This is a genomic window from Terrabacter aerolatus (assembly GCF_007991735.1).
Lineage (GTDB): Bacteria > Actinomycetota > Actinomycetes > Actinomycetales > Dermatophilaceae > Terrabacter > Terrabacter aerolatus.
In genome coordinates this window covers 1-17,113 of the sequence record NZ_BJYX01000002.1, presented here as the reverse complement: position 1 = coordinate 17,113, position 17,113 = coordinate 1, and the positions used below count along the sequence as shown (strand labels likewise).

Genomic DNA, 17,113 nt, shown 5'->3' with positions numbered 1-17,113 from the left:
CCTGCCCCTGACCATCGACGCGAGCTGAGCCGGGCCGGGTCGGCCGGGTCGGCCGGGTCGGGCCGGGTCGGGTCGGGTCGTATGCCGGGTGGTCAGGCGGGGGCGCCCACGGCGTCGTCGACCTGGAGCGAGCACACGTCGCTGGTCCGGTCGGAGATGCCGAGGGTCGACAGGAGCGTCAGCGTCAGCTCGTGGTGCCCGCGAGCGCCGGGGTGGAACGCGTCGTCGAGCCAGCCCGCCGGCGCGACGTCGTCACCGGCGTCGCCGGCCGCGCTCGCCCACGCTCCGGAGTGGTCGACGACGAGGACGCCGAGGTCGCGGGCCACCTCGCGCACCGCGTCGGCGTAGAGGGCGAGGAGGTGGGGACTGCGGCCGCCCTCCTCGAGCACGGGCGGCGGGGTCTGGAGCACGACGGTGGCGCCCACGTCCCGGGAGCGCTGGACGATCTGGTCGAGCCGGTAGCGGAACCCTCGCACGCCGTCCTCACCGGCGAGGATGTCGTTGGTGCCGAACATCACGAAGACGACGTCGGGAGCGAACCGCCCTGCGCGCCAGTGGAACTCGGGAAGCAGGTCCTCGGTCGTGGCTCCCGACACACCGGAGTTGATGACCGCGTCACCACGCCGGCCGAGCTCACCGCGGACGCGCTCGGCGAAGTGCTCGACGTAGCCGCGGTGACCGTGCGTGTGCGTGACGCCCTGCGTGATGCTGTCCCCGAGGAACACCCAGGTCACGGGAGGCCCGGCGAGGATCTCGCGGAGTCGGTCGGCATCGCGGCGCGCGTACTCGTCAGCGGTGAAGTCCATCCGGGCAAGGTAACAAGGGATGCATCGGCTGCGAGTCCCCCGGACCAGCCCGTGGACGCTCAGGCCTCCACGGACGGGGACGAGGTGGACGACGTTCCCTCGTCAGCCGTGTCTCCACGCCGCGTCCCCAGCCAGGTCAGCCAGGTCCCCCGGTCACGTCCCCAGCCACGCCCGCACGGCCCCGGCCCACACGGCGACGCTGTCGGGCACGATGCTGTCGGGCTCGTCGTCGAGCCGGCGCACGAGCTCCTCGACCGTGACCCACTCCCCCCAGGACACCTCCTCCGGCTGCCACCGGATCGGGCCGTCCCACGTCACGACGAAGCGGAAGGCGCGGTACCGCGTGTGGGCGTCGGCATAGTCGGCCACCCCGAGGGGCTCGAGCGAGACTCCGGCGACCCCGAGCTCCTCCTCGAGCTCACGCACCGCGCCCACGCCGGGGTCCTCCCCCGCCAGGACCACACCGCCGGCCGCGAAGTCGAGCAGGCCAGGGTAGACGTCCTTCGTCGTCGTCCGACGGTGCAGGTAGACCCGCCCCAGCCGGTCGCGCACGACGACCGACGACGCGGCGTGCCGCAGGTTGCGCGCCCGCATGACGGAGCGCGGCGCCGACCCGACCACCTCTCCGGCCTCGCCGTAGAGGGCGACCACCTCGTCGTCGGCCATGGGCGGCTCAGCCGAAGAACGAGCGCACGTCGTCGAGCTCGGTGACGTCGTACCAGAGCAGCTCGTCGGGCTCCTCGTCGACGCTCCCCGTCACCTCGTCGTCGACGTGGAACGACGCGACGCGCGAGAGCGGCACGGCCGCCGTGAGCACGACCTTCGACACGGGAGCGCCCTCGCGCGGGGACACCCACGAGGCGTCTGCGTCCGCCGCCGCGACGACCCGCCGGTCCGAACGCGTCGACCGGAGCCCGGCCGCGGCCTCGACGGCATCGCTGAAGGCGGCGTACTCGAGGTCCTCCACGTCGAGTCCCGGCGCGGCCTGCTCGAGACCCGACGTCACGGCATACGCCGTCCGCGGGGTGCCGGGCCCGGCCGCGAGGGCGCCCGTCGAGGCGAGCTCCTCGAGACCCGTCCGGCCCAGCGGCACGTAGACGCGCACGACCGGCATCAGGACTCCCTCCCGCTCGTCAGCTCGGCGAGCGACTCGACGATGGACTGGCCGAGCACGTCGACGTCGGGCATCGCGTCCCGGTCGGCGTTGAGGCCGAAGTAGACGCCGCCGTTGTAGGACGTGATGCCGATGGAGAGCGCCTGCCCCTTGGCGAGCGGCGTCACCGGGTAGGTCGAGAGCATCTCCGCGTCGCCGGCGTAGAGCGGGGTCTGCGGGCCGGGCACGTTGGTGATCATGACGTTGTAGAGCCGGCGCGACATCGCCGAGCCGAGGCGGGCGCCCAGGGCGTGCAGCGTCGGCGGCGCGAAGCCAGCGAGGTTGGCGAGCGAGGTGGCCCCGACGGCCTGCCCACCCTCCATCTGCTGCCGCATGGCGAACGCGATCTGGTGCAGGCGCATCGACGCCCCGGGTTCGCCCACGGGCAGGTTGACGACGCACGCCATGACCTGGTTGGCGTACATCCCGGCCGGGTCGTCGCCGTAGATGCTGACCGGCACCATGGCGCGCACCGAGGTGTGGGGGCTCACGGCCTCACCCCGCCCCAGCAGCCACGCACGGAAGCCACCCGCGATGGTCGCGAGCACGACGTCGTTGATGGTGACGTCCTCGGCGTACGCCCCGCGGGCGAGACGCTTGCGCACGAGGCGGTAGTCCTCGAGGTCGGTCGCGATCATGACCCAGCGGCGGGCCGACCCGATCTCGGCGTTGAGGGGCGAGTCCGGAGCCGGGCGTGCCGCCGTGCGCGCGACCGTCGAGAGCACCTGTCCGGCCGACTCCACGGCCCGCATGCCGACGTTGAGGGCGTCGTTGAGGCCGCCGCGCACCAGGTCGACGACCTGGGTCGGGCGTCGCACGGCGTCGATGACCGCTCCCGTCACCAGCTCGACCGACGACGGCGGACGGCTGGGCTCCCAGGGCGCGACGAGGTCGTCCTCGTCCTCGCCCTTGACGGCGTCGACGATGACGTGGGCGATGTCGAGGGCGTTGACGCCGTCGATGAGTGCGTGGTGGGTCTTGGTGACGATGGCGAAGCGGCCGTCGTGCAGGCCCTCGACGAGGTAGACCTCCCACAGCGGACGGGTGCGGTCGAGCTTGCGCGGCTGGACGCGCGCGACGAAGTCCTGCAGCTGCCGGTCGCTGCCGGGGCGGGGCAGGCCGGCCCGGCGCACGTGGTAGCCCAGGTCGAAGGCCTCGTCGTCGACCCACACGGGGTTGGCGATGCGACCCGGCACGTCGAGGACCTTCTGCCGGAAGCGCGGGATCGCGCCGATCCGCCCCTCGATGATCCGCACGAGCTGGTCGTAGTCGAAGCCCTCCCGCGGCGGCTGGAAGACCATGACCGACCCGACGTGCATCGACGTGGTGGACTCCTCGAGGTAGAGGAACGACGCGTCGAGCGAGGTCAGGCGGTCAGACATGGTCACACTCTGCCAGACCGCCTTGCCTAGGATCGTGGCCATGCGTGCGTTTCGAGCCCTTCCGTATGCCGTGTGCGTCCTCGCCCTCGTGGTGACGGGGGGCTGCTCCTCCTCGAGCCCCGACCCGGGGTCCAGTGGCGCCGGCGGCGTGGTCTCCACCGGCAGCGTCAAGCGGCTCGCCGTGACGATCACCGGGACGACCGTGACGCCGGCCCCGGCGCAGGTCGACCTCCCGCTCGGCTCGACCCTGGAGCTCGTCGTGACGAGCGACCACGACGACGAGCTGCACGCGCACGGCTTCGACGTCGAGGAGGCCCTCAAGTCCGGCGTGCCGACGACGCTCCGGCTCACGGGCAAGGAGCCCGGCTCCTACGAGGTCGAGACGCACGAGCCGGCCCTGACCCTGCTCACGGTCGCCGTCCGCTGACCGTGGCGCTCACCGCTCCCCAGCTGGCGCCCGGCCTGATCCCGGGCCTTGCGCCGGGACTGGTTCCGGCTCACGGGGTCGGCAGCCGCGGCGACCTCCCGCTGCCGTTCACCGCCCTCGTCATCGCGGCCGTCGCCGCACTCGTGATCTCGTTCGTCGCCATCGGCACCCTGTGGCGCGAGCCGCGGCTGCGGGACACCGACGGGGTGCTGCTGCCACGGCCCGTGGCGGCGCTGCTCGACTCGCGTTCGCTCCGCGCCGTGGCGCGCGCCCTCGCGGCCGTGCTCACGGTGTGGACCCTCGTCGCGCTCGTCCTCGGACCGGACTCGGCCCGCAACCCCGTGCCCCACGTCGTCTACGTGTGGCTATGGGTCGGTTTGGCGTTCTCCTCGATGCTGCTCGGGCCCGTCTGGCGGGTCATCAACCCGGTGCGCGCGCTGCACGCCGGACTGCTCCGCCTCGCCCGCGTCTCGCCCGACCTCGCCGCCCTGCCCTACCGCTGGGGACTCTGGCCCGCCGCGCTCGGCCTCGGAACGTTCACGTGGGTCGAGCTCGTCGCCGAGAACAACACCTCGCTCGGCTTCCTCCAGCTCCTCGTCGGCGGCTTCTTCGCGGTGTCCCTGCTCGGCTCAGCCGTCTTCGGCCGCACGTGGTTCGACCACGCCGACCCCTTCGAGGCGTGGTCCCGGCTGCTCGGCCTGCTCTCGCCCCTCGGCCGGCGGCACGACGGACGCTGGGTGCTGCGCACCCCGCTGCACGGCGTCAACGGCCTGCGCGGCCAGCGCGGGCTCGTGCCCACGGTCGCCGTGATGCTCGGCGGGACGGCATACGACGGCTTCTCGGCCAACCTGTCGTGGTCGACGTTCGTGCAGACGTCACCGGTCTCGTCGTCCCTGCTCAAGACGGCGACCCTGCTGACCTTCTTCGGACTCGTGGCCGTGACGATCTGGCTGGCCTCGGTGGTGTCGGTACGGCTCTCGGGCGAGCCGTTCGCCCGCTCCTTCACCTTCGTCAGCGACATCGCGCCCTCGCTCATCCCGATCGCGGGTGGCTACGTCGTCGCGCACTACTGGTCGCTGTGGGTCTACCAGGGGCAGTACGCGTGGCGGCTGCTCACCGACCCCCTCGGCACCGGTGCCGACCTGCTCGGCACCGCCGGCCTCGTCCCGAACGACGCCCTGATCCAGCCCACCCTCGTCGCGACGATCCAGGCGGTGAGCATCGTCGTCGGCCACCTGCTCGGCGTCCTCGCCGCCCACGAGCGCGCCATCACGGTCCTCGACCGCCGCGCCGCGGTGGTCGGTCAGGTGCCCCTCATGGTCGTCATGATCCTCTACACGCTCGGCGGCCTGACGATCCTCTTCGCGCCCTGAACCCTGCGAGCGCCCCTCAGGCCCCGACGGGGGCCGAGCGGCCACCGCGTGGGGGCCGACGACGGCCCGGGCGACGGTCCTCGCGCCGGTCCCGGCGAGCCGCGGGCGTGACGGTCCACGGCAGCACCGCCGTGGCGAGGTCGGCCACGGCGGCGCGCACCGGCGACTCGGGTGCGTGCTCGACGACCGAGCGCCCCGCGAGCAGGGCCGCGTCGAGGGTCGCAGGGTCGTCGGGCACGAAGCGCACCGACGACAATCCGGCGAAACGCAGCAGCGAGTCGGCGATGCGTGACTCCGGCCGGGAGCCGACGGCTGCGCTGCGGACCCGGTTGACGACCGGCACCGGCTCGCCCGACGGCACGGTGCCGAGCTCCTGGAGACCGCGGACGAACCGCTGGAGCGCCACGGGGTCCGCGCCGCCCACGGCGACGACCACGTCGGAGGCCGCGAGCGAGGTCAGGGTCGCCTCGTTGCGGCGCGGGGCCACGGTGTCGTAGCTCAGCTCCTCGTCGTCCTCGAGGCAGAAGCCGCAGTCGACGACGACCACCTGCACGAGCGACCGGCTCAGCTCGAGCACGCGCTCGAGCGCTGCCGCACGCACCTCCGGCCAGCGCTCCGCCTTGGGCAGCCCCGTGAGCACGCGCAGGCCGGACGCCACGGAGGGGGCGATGCGCGAGAGGGCGGGCAGGTCGAGCAGGCCCTGGTCGGCGGCTCGGCAGGCGGCCGCGATGCCCGGCGCCTCGTCGAGCAGCCCCAGGGTCTGCGCCACGCAGCCGCCGTAGGTGTCGGCGTCGACGAGCAGCACCTCGACGCCGCGCCCGGCCACCTCGGCGGCGAGCGTCGTCGCCACGGTCGTGCGTCCGGGTGCACCGGTCGGCCCCCACACGGCGACGACCGGGGCCCGTTCGGGACCGCGGCGCGACCCGTCGGGTGCCGGCTCGGACCCGACGTCGCCCGAGCTCCTGCCGACACCGGCGGCCGTGCCGTCGTCGGTAGCACGGCCCGACCGCCCCACCTCGGAACCGGCCGGCAGCCAGCCGTCGGGGTCTCCGGACCGGCCCGAGTCCTCGAGGACCGGGTCGGCCGGGGTAGAGCCATCTGCCCCGTCCGCGAGCCCCGACCGGTCGGTGAGGCCGGACGGGTCGGTCCCGACCGGGAGCCCGGACCCGCGCAGCGACGCCTCGAGCTCGTCGACGGACGCCCGGCCCTCCTCGAGCGCCTCCGCCCACCGGTCGGCATCCGCGTCCACAGGGAGCGTGATGGTCACCGTGAGCTGGCGAAGTCTCCGCTCACCCGCCTCGTCGTCGCCCGGATGGACACCGATCACCCGTATCCCGTTGGCGCGCAGCCGGTTCACGACCGCCAGGTCGATCCCACGCAGGTCGGAGGAGATGACGGCGGTGTCGCCGAGCCCGACCTCGGCGACCGACAGGAGCTCGGGCACGTCGGCGCAGCGACGGCTCACCGTGACACCGCGCACGCCCTCGAGCACCGTGGCCACCGCCGACTCCCACCGGTGGCTCAGGGCGGTCAGGACCTCGGTCATGCTCCGCCGCCGGTCGCCGCCCCCACGGACGGCACCAGCGTCAGCTTCGCCTCGCCGTCCACCGCTTCGACGAGCGGCTGCACCTTGTCCGACGGCACGTAGATCTGCACCGACGTCATGGAGCCGGAGCCCAGGCCGCCACTGCTCGTCAGCACCGCCGCCACCGCGGCGGACTCGAGCACCTTCTTCGTGGGCGTCGAGGCGGCGGCGCTCGACGTCGAGGCCTTGGGGGTGACGAAGACGTCGACCCGGCTGCCGCGGGTCAGACCGGTCGTCGACATGGCATCGGCCCGCACGGTCACGCGCTGCACGTCGACGGCGTCGGCGCCCCCGACGGCAGAGAGGGGCACGAGCTCACCAGCCCGCACGTCGCGGAGCATGAACGCCCCGGTCGGGGGCGGCGCATCGGCGGGTAGGTAGGCGTTCATCCCGTCGGCGAGACGCACGTCGGCGCGCTCGAACGAGGTCTGCCCCACCTCGTCACCTGCGACGAGGTTGCCGGCCGCCACCCAGACCGGCACCCGGTCGTCGGCGCTGGCGACCGCCTTGGCCCCGAGCGTCGCCGCGACGACGACGAGGAGCACGCCCACGACGAGGCGGCTGTCGCGCCACGACGGGCGTTGCAGGCGTGTGGCGCTGGGGCTGGCCAGCTCGGTCATGGGACCCCCTGTGGTCCGTCGGTGAATGGCTCCACGTCGGCCGTCACGACGACGGGACGACGACGGGACGACGCGGCATCATCTTGCAACAACCCGCGCCGGAGCGCCCGTCGAGGCGCACAGGTGGGGACAACCGTGAAGGGTTGCGACGGGAATCCCTAGGATGGGGGCGTCCTCGGGACGGCCGCGTCGCTCACGACGGGGCCCGAGCCGCGGGACGCGCCCGGACCCCCGACAGGGGTACGGGTGAGGTCGAGACGGTCGACGCGGCCGTGCCAGAAGAGGGAGTCAACGTGGCCCAGCGGTTCCTGCAGCTCACCGAGGTGTCCGAGATCCTCAACATCTCCTCCGCGCAGGCCTACGCCCTCGTGCGCTCCGGCGAGCTCCCGGCCATCAAGGTCGGTGGCCGGGGTCAGTGGCGGGTCGAGGCAACCGAGCTCGAGAGCTACATCCAGCGGATGTACGCCGAGACGAAGTCGTTCGTCCAGGCCCACCCGTTCGGTGGGGCCGCCGAGGAGTGACCTCGCCCGGCCGCGCGCTCGGCGGTCCCGACGGCGGACGCGGACTCCGTCGGCTCTAGAGGCGGCGCACCGACCCGAGTGACCAGAACGGCACGAGCAGCCGTCCGGTGAGGTTCGCCGTGCGGCGCGTCTCGTCGGCGGCGTGCTCGGCCAGCTCGAGGTGGTCGGCCCCCACGACGTCGATGGTTCCTGTCGCCACCTGCCCGTCCATGTCGGCCACCTCGACGACCGCCCGGTCGCGGCTCACCGCGCGCAGCGCCGACCCCACTCCGAACCGTCGCGCCACGACCGACGGTGTCCGCGCCCCGGGAGCGATGCCGGAGACCGACCGCACCGCCGCGAGGGCAACGAGCACGGGACGCTCGGGAGCGGTCTCGACGAGCGCCCAGTCCGGCCCCACGTCGGCGAGGCGGCCCGCGACGACGCGTCCGGACAGGCGCAACGCGACGCGCGGGGACCCGACGTTGGCGAGAAGTCTGGTGTGCACGTCGAGCAGGGCGCGTTCGCGCCGGGTGCGGTCGGCGACCTCGGACGCGAGCTCGCGCGCGTCGTCCAGCGCGAGCTGGGCCTCGAGGTCGTCGAAGAGCCGGTCCCAGCGCATGTGCTCCACCCTCTCCGGACCCCGTCGTCCCTGCCACCCGAAGTACTCCTTGACCAAGACCATACTTGACCCATCGCACGCAAACTGCATTAAATGAAGGCATGTACAGGGGAACGCATGTGATGAGCAGACACGGCGGTGGGCCACAGGGCGCACCGCGACGAGGCAGGGTCGTCGCCAGAGAGCTCGCTGGGGGGTTCCTCGGCCTCGCACTTGCGGCAGCAGCGCTGGTGCTCTTCGCGACGGTCGTGCGCCACGGGCCGCCTCCGGCGGCACGCGTCCGGCCCGACGAGGTCCTCCTCGTCGTCCTCGGCTGGGTGGGACTGGGGCTCGCGGCCTGGCTGGCCCTCGGCTCCCTGCTCGGAGTGGCCGCCCTGCTGCCCGGCGCCACCGGACGCGCAGCGGCAGTCCTCGCCCAGCGCATCACGCCGGTCGCGGTGCGCAAGGCGCTCGCCCTGGTCCTCGGGGCGTCCGTCGGCTCACTGGCCCTGCCACCGGCCCTCGTGTCCGTCGCCGGTTCCGGACCCGTCACCCGCGGCGCCGGCCCCGCGGGTCTCGCCACCGACGACCCAGCTCCACGCGACGCCGGACCACGTGACCCCGCCCCCCGCGCAGCGGTCCGCGGGGAAAGCCCGGCGCGCGACCTCGTGCCGGGCTTCACCCCGAGCGACGTGACACCGGGGTTCGTCCCGTCGCTCACGCCGGAGCGTGCAGAGACGACCCCCGCCCCGGCCCCAGCGACATCCCGGCCTGCCGGTCCCGGCTACGTCCCCTCGCCGCCCCCGACGGTCCACGACGCCGACCGACCTCGCCTGCTCGCGCCGGCCCCACGACCGACGGCAGCAGCCCACGAACTCGTGACCGTCCACCGTGGCGACTCGCTCTGGTCCGTCGCGGCGCGCCACCTGGGTCCGGGGGCCAGCGACTCCGAGGTCGCGCGCGAGTGGCCGCGGTGGTACGCCGCGAACCGCGACGTCGTCGGCGATGACCCCGACCTGCTCGTCCCGGGGCAGCAGCTGCGGCCACCGTCGCCGGCCTCCCCCGGCCGGTCGCGCCTCGACCACCACCCCTCCGCACCCGCCGCCGGCCCCGACACGGGCCTCGACACGGGCGCCCCTGCACCGCAAGGAGACCAGTGATGGCACGCACGACCACGACCGGCTCGTCCCACGGCTTCACCGTGCGGCGCATCCCGCAGACGGCGCCTCGCATCATCAGTGCCGACGAGGCCTGGCACGGCGAGCAGCCCTACGCCCAGGACGCCCTCGCCCTCGACTTCTTCGGGGCCCGCGACGACGAGGAGTTCGGCCGTCAGCCCACCCACTCGTCCCAGCTCCCCGAGCCAGCACCGCTCGTGGGACGCCTCGCCCAGGCGATCATCGAGGTCGTCTCGGGGCAGCGCCCTGCCCCGCAGCTCATCCGGCACACGGCGCCGACGATCTACTCCGTCCTCGCCCGCCAGGCCATGGTCGCCGGACGGCGCCGGGTCCCGGGCCAGCGGCGCCCGGCGGTCGTGCGTCGGGTCCGGGTGTGCGAGCCAGCCGACGGCATCGTCGAGGCCTGTGCCGTCGTCGTGTCGCACGGGAGGGTCCGGGCGCTCGCGCTGCGCCTCGAGGGCCTCGACGGGCGCTGGCTCGTCACCGCGCTCACCATCGGCTGACCGCGCAGGTCACGGTCGGCGAGCGCCGGCACCCGACCTCCCGGGCGTGCGCGAACGGCCCGGACCCCTCGGGGTCCGGGCCGTCTCACGTGGCGGGTCAGCGGCGCTTGCGCTTGACCTTCTTGCCGCGGCGGTCGGCCTTGCGCTCCGCCGTCTGCTGGCCGCCGGTCTCGACGGCACGGCCGTCCTCGCCGGGAGCGGTGTAGTGCAGGGCGGCCGGGCGCTGCGTCTCGGGATCGAGGTCGACACCCGAGACCCGGACGCCCGACCCGAACGGGCGACGCCCGGCGGCCACGGACTCGTCCTCCTGGGCCGCGCCGGTGGCGTCGTCGGGCACGTGGCCCCGGTCGGCGAGACCGCCCATGAGCTCACCCACCGACATGGGAGCGGCGCCCACGGCGGCCGGAGCGGGCTCGGGGACCTGGACCTCGACGGAGAAGAGGTGGCTGACCGACTCCTCCTTGATGGCCTCCATCATCGCCTCGAAGAGCTGGAAGCCCTCGCGCTGGTACTCGATGAGCGGGTCGCGCTGGGCCATGGCGCGCAGGCCGATGCCCTCCTGGAGGTAGTCCATCTCGTAGAGGTGCTCGCGCCACTTGCGGTCCAGGACCGACAGGACGACGCGGCGCTCGACCTCGCGCATCGTCTCCGCGCCGAGCATCTCCTCACGCTGGTCGTACGCGTGGTGGGCGTCGGACATGAGCTGCTCGCGCAGCAGGTCGGCCGTGATCGCCTGCCGGCCGCCGGCCATGTCCTCGAGCTCCTCGATGCTGAGCGAGACCGGGTAGACCTGGCGCATCGCGTCCCAGAGCTTCTCGAGGTCCCAGTCGGCCGCGAAGCCGTCGGAGGTCGCCGCGTCGACGTAGGAGTTGACGACGTCGTTGACGAACATGCGCAGCTGCTCGTGGAGGTCCTCCCCCATGAGCACGGCGCGACGCTCGTCGTAGATGACCTGGCGCTGACGGTTCATGACGTCGTCGTACTTGAGGACGTTCTTGCGGATCTCGTAGTTCTGGGCCTCGACCGACCCCTGCGCCTTCTGGATCGAGTTCGTGACCATCTTGGACTCGATCGGCACGTCGTCCTCCATGCCGGCGGTCTGCATGAACCGGTCGACGAGACCCGCGTTGAACAGGCGCATGAGGTCGTCGTTGAGCGAGAGGTAGAAGCGGGACTCGCCGGGATCGCCCTGACGGCCGGAACGGCCGCGGAGCTGGTTGTCGATGCGGCGCGACTCGTGCCGCTCGGTGCCGAGGACGTAGAGGCCCCCGAGCTCGGTGACCTCCTCGTGCTCTGCCTCGACGTCGCGCTCGGCCTTGGCGAGGGCCTCGTCCCAGGCGGCTTCGTACTCCTCCGGCGTCTCGTGGGGGTCGAGACCGCGGCGCTTCAGCTCGGCGACGGCACGGAACTCCGAGTTGCCGCCGAGCATGATGTCGGTGCCTCGACCGGCCATGTTCGTCGCGACGGTGACGGCGCCCTTGCGGCCGGCGTCGGCGACGATGGCGGCCTCGCGCTCGTGCTGCTTCGCGTTGAGGACCTCGTGCTTGATCCCGCGCTTCCTCAGCTGCTGGGAGAGGTACTCGCTCTTCTCGACCGACACGGTGCCCACGAGGACCGGCTGGCCGACGGCGTGCTTCTCGGCGATGTCGTCGACGACGGCGTCGTACTTGGCGACCTCGGTGCGGTAGACGAGGTCGGCCTGGTCCTTGCGGATCATCGGGCGGTTCGTCGGGATCGGGATGACGCCGAGCTTGTAGATCGAGTTGAGCTCGGCGGCCTCGGTCTGGGCTGTGCCCGTCATGCCCGAGAGCTTGTCGTACATGCGGAAGTAGTTCTGCAGGGTGATCGTGGCGAGCGTCTGGTTCTCGTTCTTGATCTCGACGCCCTCCTTCGCCTCGATGGCCTGGTGCATGCCCTCGTTGTAGCGGCGGCCGGGGAGCATGCGGCCGGTGTGCTCGTCGACGATGAGGATCTCGCCGTCCATGACGACGTAGTCCTTGTCCTTCTTGAACAGCTCCTTGGCCTTGATGGAGTTGTTGAGGTAGCCGATGAGCGGCGTGTTGACCGTGTCGTAGAGGTTGTCGATGCCGAGGAGGTCCTCGACACGCGCGATGCCCGACTCGAGCACGCCGACGGTGCGCTTCTTCTCGTCGACCTCGTAGTCACCGCGGCCGTCCTCGCCGCGGTTGAGGCGGGCGGCGATGCGGGCGAACTCGACGTACCACTTCGTCGCGAGGTCGGCGGGTCCCGAGATGATGAGCGGGGTGCGGGCCTCGTCGATGAGGATCGAGTCGACCTCGTCGACGATGCAGAAGTTGTGGCCGCGCTGCACGAGCTCGGACGGGTCCCACGCCATGTTGTCGCGCAGGTAGTCGAAGCCGAACTCGTTGTTGGTGCCGTAGGTGATGTCCTTGGCGTACTCGGCGCGACGCTGCTCGGGCGTCATCGCGCTGAGGATGCAGCCGGTCTCCATGCCGAGCGCGCGGTGGACGCGACCCATGAGCTCGGACTGGTACTCGGCGAGGAAGTCGTTGACGGTGATGACGTGGACGCCCTTGCCGGACAGCGCGTTGAGGTAGCTCGGCAGGGTCGCGACGAGGGTCTTGCCCTCACCGGTCTTCATCTCGGCGACGTTGCCCAGGTGCAGGGCCGCGCCACCCATGAGCTGCACGTCGAAGTGACGCTTGCCGAGGGTCCGCTTGCTCGCCTCGCGCACGGCGGCGAAGGCCTCCGGCAGCAACATGTCGAGGGTCTCGCCGTTGTCGAGGCGCTCGCGGAAACCCTTGGTCTCGTCGCGCAGCTCCTCGTCGGTGAGCTTCTCGAAGTCGGCCTCGAGGGCGTTGACCTGCTTGGCGAGGCCCTGGAGCTTCTTCAGGGTCCGGCCTTCGCCGGCGCGAAGCAGCTTCTCGATGACGGCCATCTGGTGATCTCACTCCCGACTGAACGTGTGGACGCGCCCGGTGGGCGGGCTCCATCGCCCGTGATGGGTCACGGGACCCGCCTAGGCTAGCCGCCTTCCGGACACAACGACCAACGCGTCGGCGCTCGGCCCGGTTCCGTCACCCCACCGAGGGCGTATGCCGTGTGCCCGGGGACGCGCTCAGCCGCCGACCGCGCGCCCCGGTGGCGCCGCGTCGATGGGCAGGTCGACACGACCGAGCCCGAGCCAGCTCGCCATGGACTCGAGGTTGGCGAGCAGGGCGGCGCGCGCCTCGGGTGGCGCGCCGGGCTCCCACGTGACGCGATGGCAGCGGAGCACGCCGGCGGACCGGTCGGCCTTGAGGTCGCACCGGGCCACGAGGGCGTCACCGTGGAGGAAGGGCAGCACGTAGTAGCCGTGGACCCGTTTCTCGACAGGGGTGTAGATCTCGATCCGGTAGTGGAAGTCCCAGAGGGCGTGGATCCGCTCCCGCTGCCAGACGAGGGAGTCGAAGGGGCTGAGGAGCGCCTCGGCGTGGACCCGACGCGGCAGGCGGGCCTCGGCGTGCAGCCAGGCCGGCTTCCAGCCCGGCACCGTCACGGGGATGAGCTCGCCGTCGGCGACGAGTCGGGCGATCGCCGGTCGCACGTCCTCGCGCCTGATCCTGAAGTAGTCGGCCAGGCAGAGCTCGGTGCCGACGCCGTGGGCCCGCGCCGCGATGCGGACGAGCTCGAGGTGACGGTCCGGGTCGGCCTCGGGCCCGGCGCGCCCGGTCCAGGCGGCTCGCAGAGCCGGCGGCGCGGTGGCGGTGAGGGCGGCATACCTCCGCTCGAACTGGGTCGTGCGCCCGGCCGAGCTGATCTGCCCGGCCCAGAAGAGGTACTCGAGCGCCTGCTTGACGTCGGACCAGTTCCAGCCCCAGTGGTCGGTGCGGCGCGGCTGGTCGTGGGCCAGGGCGACCTCGACCTCCCTGGCCGTCATCGGGCCCCTCCGCTCGACCTCGGCCCGCACGAGGTCGACGTAGTCGGGTCGCTCCTGGAGGATGCGTCGCATGCCGCCCCAGGCCTTCTCGGCGGCGGCGCGCATGCGGAAGTCGAGCAGGGGCCACGTCGCCGGCGGCACGAGGCTCGCCTCGTGAGCCCAGTACTCCACCAGCCGACGGGGTGCACGGTCCCGCGCCCGGTCGAGCAGGGCCGTGTCGTAGGGGCCGAGCCGGGAGAAGAACGGGAGGTACTGGCTGCGGGCCAGCACGTTGACGCTGTCGATCTGGATGACCCCGACGCGGTCCACGACGCGTTGGACGTGGCGCATCGTGGCCTCGAACGGCTCGGGCCTCGGGTCGAGGAAGCCCTGGGCGGCGATGGCGACCCGCCTGGCCTGGGCGCGGGTCAGCACGCGGGGGGCGGCGCTCATTCGCCCGGGTCGATGAGCCGCTGGCGCACGGCGTACATCGCCGCCTCCATGCGCGAGTGCATCTGCAGCTTGTCGAGGATGTTGCGGATGTGGTTGCGCACGGTGTTCTCCGAGATGAACAGCTCGACCGCGATCTCGCGGTTGAGCCGTCCCCGCGCCACGAGCCGCAGGATGCCGAGCTCGCGCTCGGTCAGGCGCGGCAGCTCCAGCCCGGAGATCGGTGCCGGCACGCTCTCGCGCTGGCTGATCTGCTTGAACTCCTCGAGCAGCTTGGACGCCATGAGCGGGGAGAGCAGCGACTGCCCGTGGAACACGGCCCGGATGCCGGCCGCGACCTCCTCCGGCGGCACGTCCTTGAGGAGGTAGCCGTTGGCTCCGGCACGGACCGCCTCGAAGAGGTTGGCCTCCTCGTCGGAGCTCGTCAGCATGATGATGCGTGCGGACGGGACCCGCTGCTTGATGACGCGGCAGGCGTCGATGCCGCCACGCTTGGGCATGCCGACGTCCATGACGATGACGTCGGGCAGGATCTCCTCGGCCTGGTCGACGGCCTCGACCCCGTCCGCGGCCTCGCCGACGATCTCGATGCCGTCCTCGACGGCCAGGACCATCTGCAGCCCGCGGCGGTAGAGGGCGTGGTCGTCGACGATGAGGACGCGGATGACATCCGGGGACGGCGGGTTCACGCCCCCATCTTGGCGCACCCCCGAGGCAGCACGCCCGACGGGCGACCGCGCGGCGCGGCGGGCTTCGAGCGGCTGGGAGCGGCTGGGAGCGGCTGGGAGCGGTCCCGCGGTGTCGTGACCGCGCGGGGGCGGGTGGCGACCGGCGTCACGACACCTACCGGCATACCGTCGCGACACCGTCGGGACACCGTCGGGGCGCCCCCTCGGGAGGGAGCGCCCCGACGACGTCACCGCTCGGGGAGCAGGGGTCAGCCCGTGGCGGCGACGCCGGCGTCCGCGTCGGTCTCGAGGTGCAGCACCCCGTAGCTCCAGCCGCGCCGCCGGTAGACCACGCTCGGGCGGTCGGTGTCCGCGTCGTGGAAGAGGAAGAAGTCGTGCCCGACGAGCTCCATCTCGTTCACGGCGTCCTCGAGGGACATGGGCGCCGCCGTGTGGATCTTCTCGCGGACCTCGATGGGCGAGTTGCCGAGCGCACCGAAGCGCTCGAGGTCGTCGACGCGGCCGTCGCCGGCGTCGGTGGGCTCGGGGCCCTGCGGGGCCGAGCCGTTGCTCGTGGAGTCGATGCGGGCGGTCGCCTGCGCCACCGACTCGGGGATCCGTCGCCCGCGGCTGACGCGCCGCTTGTCGTGCACCCGCCTCAGGCGGTCCATGAGCTTGTCCACGGCCGCGTCGAGGGCGGCGTACTTGTCATCGAGACACGCCTCCGCCCGGATCACGGGGCCCTTCGCGTGGCAGGTGATCTCGACCTTCTCGGACCCACGAGCGACCCGCTCGTGGGTGACGACGACGTCGATGCGATGCACCTTGGGCGCGAGTGCCGACACCTTGGCCAGTCGCTCGTCGAGCTGCTCACGGAATCGGTCGGGGATCTGGACGTGGCGTCCAGTGACGACGATCTCCACGGTTCCTCCTTGATCGCGCACGTCTTCTTCGTGCGGTGCAGTGAGAGTGGTTCCGGGCCTCGGTCACCGTGGACGGGCCCGCCGGTCAACGGGGCACCACCCCTTCCTGTGGAGCTCGTCCCTGGGGGCGCACGACCAGGAGGTCGTTCCCCGTGGGACGGGGTCATGACTCGACCCTACTTGGGCCGCGCGTCCACTGGAAGGCATGCAGGCCGTGACACTCCGAGCACCCGCGATCCGGTCGCGCACCTGCCTCCGCCCGTCGGCCACGTCACCCACGCGTGCGCTGCGTGGCGGCCATCGTGGCGCACACGACGGGACCTGAGCCCGCGGCCCGCAGGGCCCTCGCCGCCTCGGCGAACGTCGCACCGGTCGTCACGACGTCGTCGACGAGCAGCACGCGTCGGCCGCGGATCACGTTGTCCCACAGAGGGATCACCGACAGCGCCTGGTCGAGGTTGCCGCGCCGCTCGACCGTGCCCAGCCCGGACTGGTCCTGCACGCGGCGCACGTGGCGCAGGGCGGGCGCGACCCGGAGGATCGGCCCCGCGCGGCCCGACAGCCGGGCGACGGCTCCACGACACAGCGTCTCGAGCGGCGTGTCGCCCCGCTCGCGCACGGCGCGGCGCGACGACGGAGCCGGGACGACGAGCACCACACCGTCGACCCAGCCGGACCCCGAGAGCGCACCGTCCACCGAGGCGGCGAGCAGGGGCGTCAGCACGGCCTCGAGGTCGCGCCGGCCGACGTCCTTCCATGCCGACACGGCAGCGCGCAGGGGGTCGGCGTAGACCCCCCAGGAGTGCACGGGCGGCATGCCGTCGGGCAGCGGGTGCGGCACCACCCAGGGACCGCCACCCCGGTCGGCCGGCCGGACGGCCCGGCCCTGCCGGACCGCCCCGCCCGCCACCTCGAAGGCCAGCGTCGCCAGCGCCCCGTCGCAGCGCAGGCACCAGTGGGTGCCCGCGCGGAGGCAGCCGCCGCACTCGCGCGGCAGGACGAGGTCGACGAGGTCGCTCTCCCTCAGCCGGGCCACGGCCCGGGCGAGCACTCCCCTGCCCTCA

At 72.8% G+C, this 17,113-nt stretch carries 17 protein-coding genes; 5 read left to right on the top strand and 12 right to left on the bottom strand.

Going from position 1 to position 17,113, the window contains the following annotated elements; all coding sequences use genetic code 11:
* Positions 1-92: 92 nt before the first annotated feature.
* From TAE01_RS02450 to TAE01_RS02435, 4 genes are all read right to left on the bottom strand, one after another.
* Positions 93-806 (bottom strand): SGNH/GDSL hydrolase family protein, encoded by a 714-nt coding sequence (locus TAE01_RS02450; RefSeq protein WP_147063083.1) that lies wholly within the window; start codon positions 804-806, stop codon positions 93-95.
* A 153-nt stretch (positions 807-959) separates the two neighbouring features.
* Entirely contained in the window at positions 960-1,472 is a 513-nt protein-coding gene (locus TAE01_RS02445; RefSeq protein WP_147063081.1) for an NUDIX hydrolase, read from the bottom strand.
* 7 nt (positions 1,473-1,479) lie between these two features.
* Positions 1,480-1,920 carry a DUF6912 family protein gene (locus tag TAE01_RS02440; protein WP_147063079.1) on the bottom strand — a complete coding sequence of 147 codons (441 nt, stop codon included), beginning with the start codon at positions 1,918-1,920 and terminating at the stop codon, positions 1,480-1,482.
* Positions 1,920-3,341: a WS/DGAT/MGAT family O-acyltransferase gene (locus tag TAE01_RS02435; protein WP_147063077.1), complete on the bottom strand. Its 1,422-nt coding sequence runs from the start codon at positions 3,339-3,341 to the stop codon at positions 1,920-1,922. Before TAE01_RS02435 ends, TAE01_RS02440 begins: the two co-directional genes overlap by 1 nt.
* 40 nt (positions 3,342-3,381) lie before the next feature.
* Here TAE01_RS02435 and TAE01_RS02430 point away from each other — a divergent pair, with 40 nt between their 5' ends.
* Positions 3,382-3,768 (top strand): hypothetical protein, encoded by a 387-nt coding sequence (locus tag TAE01_RS02430; RefSeq protein ID WP_246111094.1) that lies wholly within the window; start codon positions 3,382-3,384, stop codon positions 3,766-3,768.
* 2 nt (positions 3,769-3,770) lie between these two features.
* Positions 3,771-5,141 (top strand): hypothetical protein, encoded by a 1,371-nt coding sequence (locus tag TAE01_RS02425; protein WP_246111093.1) that lies wholly within the window; start codon positions 3,771-3,773, stop codon positions 5,139-5,141.
* Between the two features lie 16 nt (positions 5,142-5,157).
* Here the strand turns inward: TAE01_RS02425 and TAE01_RS02420 are convergent, their stop codons facing one another.
* Together TAE01_RS02420 and TAE01_RS02415 are read right to left on the bottom strand one after the other, a co-directional pair.
* Positions 5,158-6,687 (bottom strand): CpaE/TadZ family protein, encoded by a 1,530-nt coding sequence (locus TAE01_RS02420; protein ID WP_147063075.1) that lies wholly within the window; start codon positions 6,685-6,687, stop codon positions 5,158-5,160.
* A complete protein-coding gene (locus tag TAE01_RS02415) occupies positions 6,684-7,346 on the bottom strand; it encodes a CpaB family protein (RefSeq protein ID WP_147063073.1) in 663 nt (220 codons plus the stop codon). The genes TAE01_RS02420 and TAE01_RS02415 overlap by 4 nt, the downstream gene beginning before the upstream one ends.
* Positions 7,347-7,639: 293 nt before the next feature.
* Here TAE01_RS02415 and TAE01_RS02410 point away from each other — a divergent pair, with 293 nt between their 5' ends.
* Positions 7,640-7,867: a helix-turn-helix domain-containing protein gene (locus TAE01_RS02410; RefSeq protein ID WP_147063071.1), complete on the top strand. Its 228-nt coding sequence runs from the start codon at positions 7,640-7,642 to the stop codon at positions 7,865-7,867.
* Positions 7,868-7,922: 55 nt separating this feature from the next.
* On the opposite strand, the gene TAE01_RS02405 is transcribed toward TAE01_RS02410, so the two are convergent.
* Positions 7,923-8,468 carry a hypothetical protein gene (locus tag TAE01_RS02405; RefSeq protein WP_147063069.1) on the bottom strand — a complete coding sequence of 182 codons (546 nt, stop codon included), beginning with the start codon at positions 8,466-8,468 and terminating at the stop codon, positions 7,923-7,925.
* Between the two features lie 230 nt (positions 8,469-8,698).
* Between TAE01_RS02405 and TAE01_RS02400 the strand changes: the two genes are divergently transcribed.
* Together TAE01_RS02400 and TAE01_RS02395 are read left to right on the top strand one after the other, a co-directional pair.
* Positions 8,699-9,607, top strand: coding sequence for a LysM peptidoglycan-binding domain-containing protein (locus TAE01_RS02400; protein ID WP_147063067.1), 909 nt, complete (start codon positions 8,699-8,701; stop codon positions 9,605-9,607).
* Positions 9,607-10,128: an Rv3235 family protein gene (locus TAE01_RS02395; RefSeq protein ID WP_147063065.1), complete on the top strand. Its 522-nt coding sequence runs from the start codon at positions 9,607-9,609 to the stop codon at positions 10,126-10,128. The genes TAE01_RS02400 and TAE01_RS02395 overlap by 1 nt, the downstream gene beginning before the upstream one ends.
* Positions 10,129-10,225: 97 nt before the next feature.
* Here TAE01_RS02395 and secA read toward each other — a convergent pair whose 3' ends face one another.
* The 5 genes from secA to TAE01_RS02370 all read right to left on the bottom strand — a co-directional run.
* Complete coding sequence (secA, locus tag TAE01_RS02390) at positions 10,226-13,048, bottom strand: preprotein translocase subunit SecA (RefSeq protein WP_147063063.1); 2,823 nt, start codon at positions 13,046-13,048, stop codon at positions 10,226-10,228.
* A gap of 180 nt (positions 13,049-13,228) precedes the next feature.
* Entirely contained in the window at positions 13,229-14,461 is a 1,233-nt protein-coding gene (locus TAE01_RS02385) for a winged helix-turn-helix domain-containing protein (protein ID WP_147063061.1), read from the bottom strand.
* Entirely contained in the window at positions 14,458-15,147 is a 690-nt protein-coding gene (locus TAE01_RS02380; protein WP_147063058.1) for a response regulator, read from the bottom strand. Before TAE01_RS02380 ends, TAE01_RS02385 begins: the two co-directional genes overlap by 4 nt.
* Before the next feature lie 248 nt (positions 15,148-15,395).
* Positions 15,396-16,049, bottom strand: a complete 654-nt coding sequence (hpf, locus tag TAE01_RS02375; protein WP_147063057.1) for a ribosome hibernation-promoting factor, HPF/YfiA family — start codon at positions 16,047-16,049, stop codon at positions 15,396-15,398.
* A gap of 271 nt (positions 16,050-16,320) precedes the next feature.
* Positions 16,321-17,113, bottom strand: a 793-nt coding sequence (locus tag TAE01_RS02370; protein WP_147063054.1) for a ComF family protein, incomplete at its 5' end; no start/stop codon positions are given.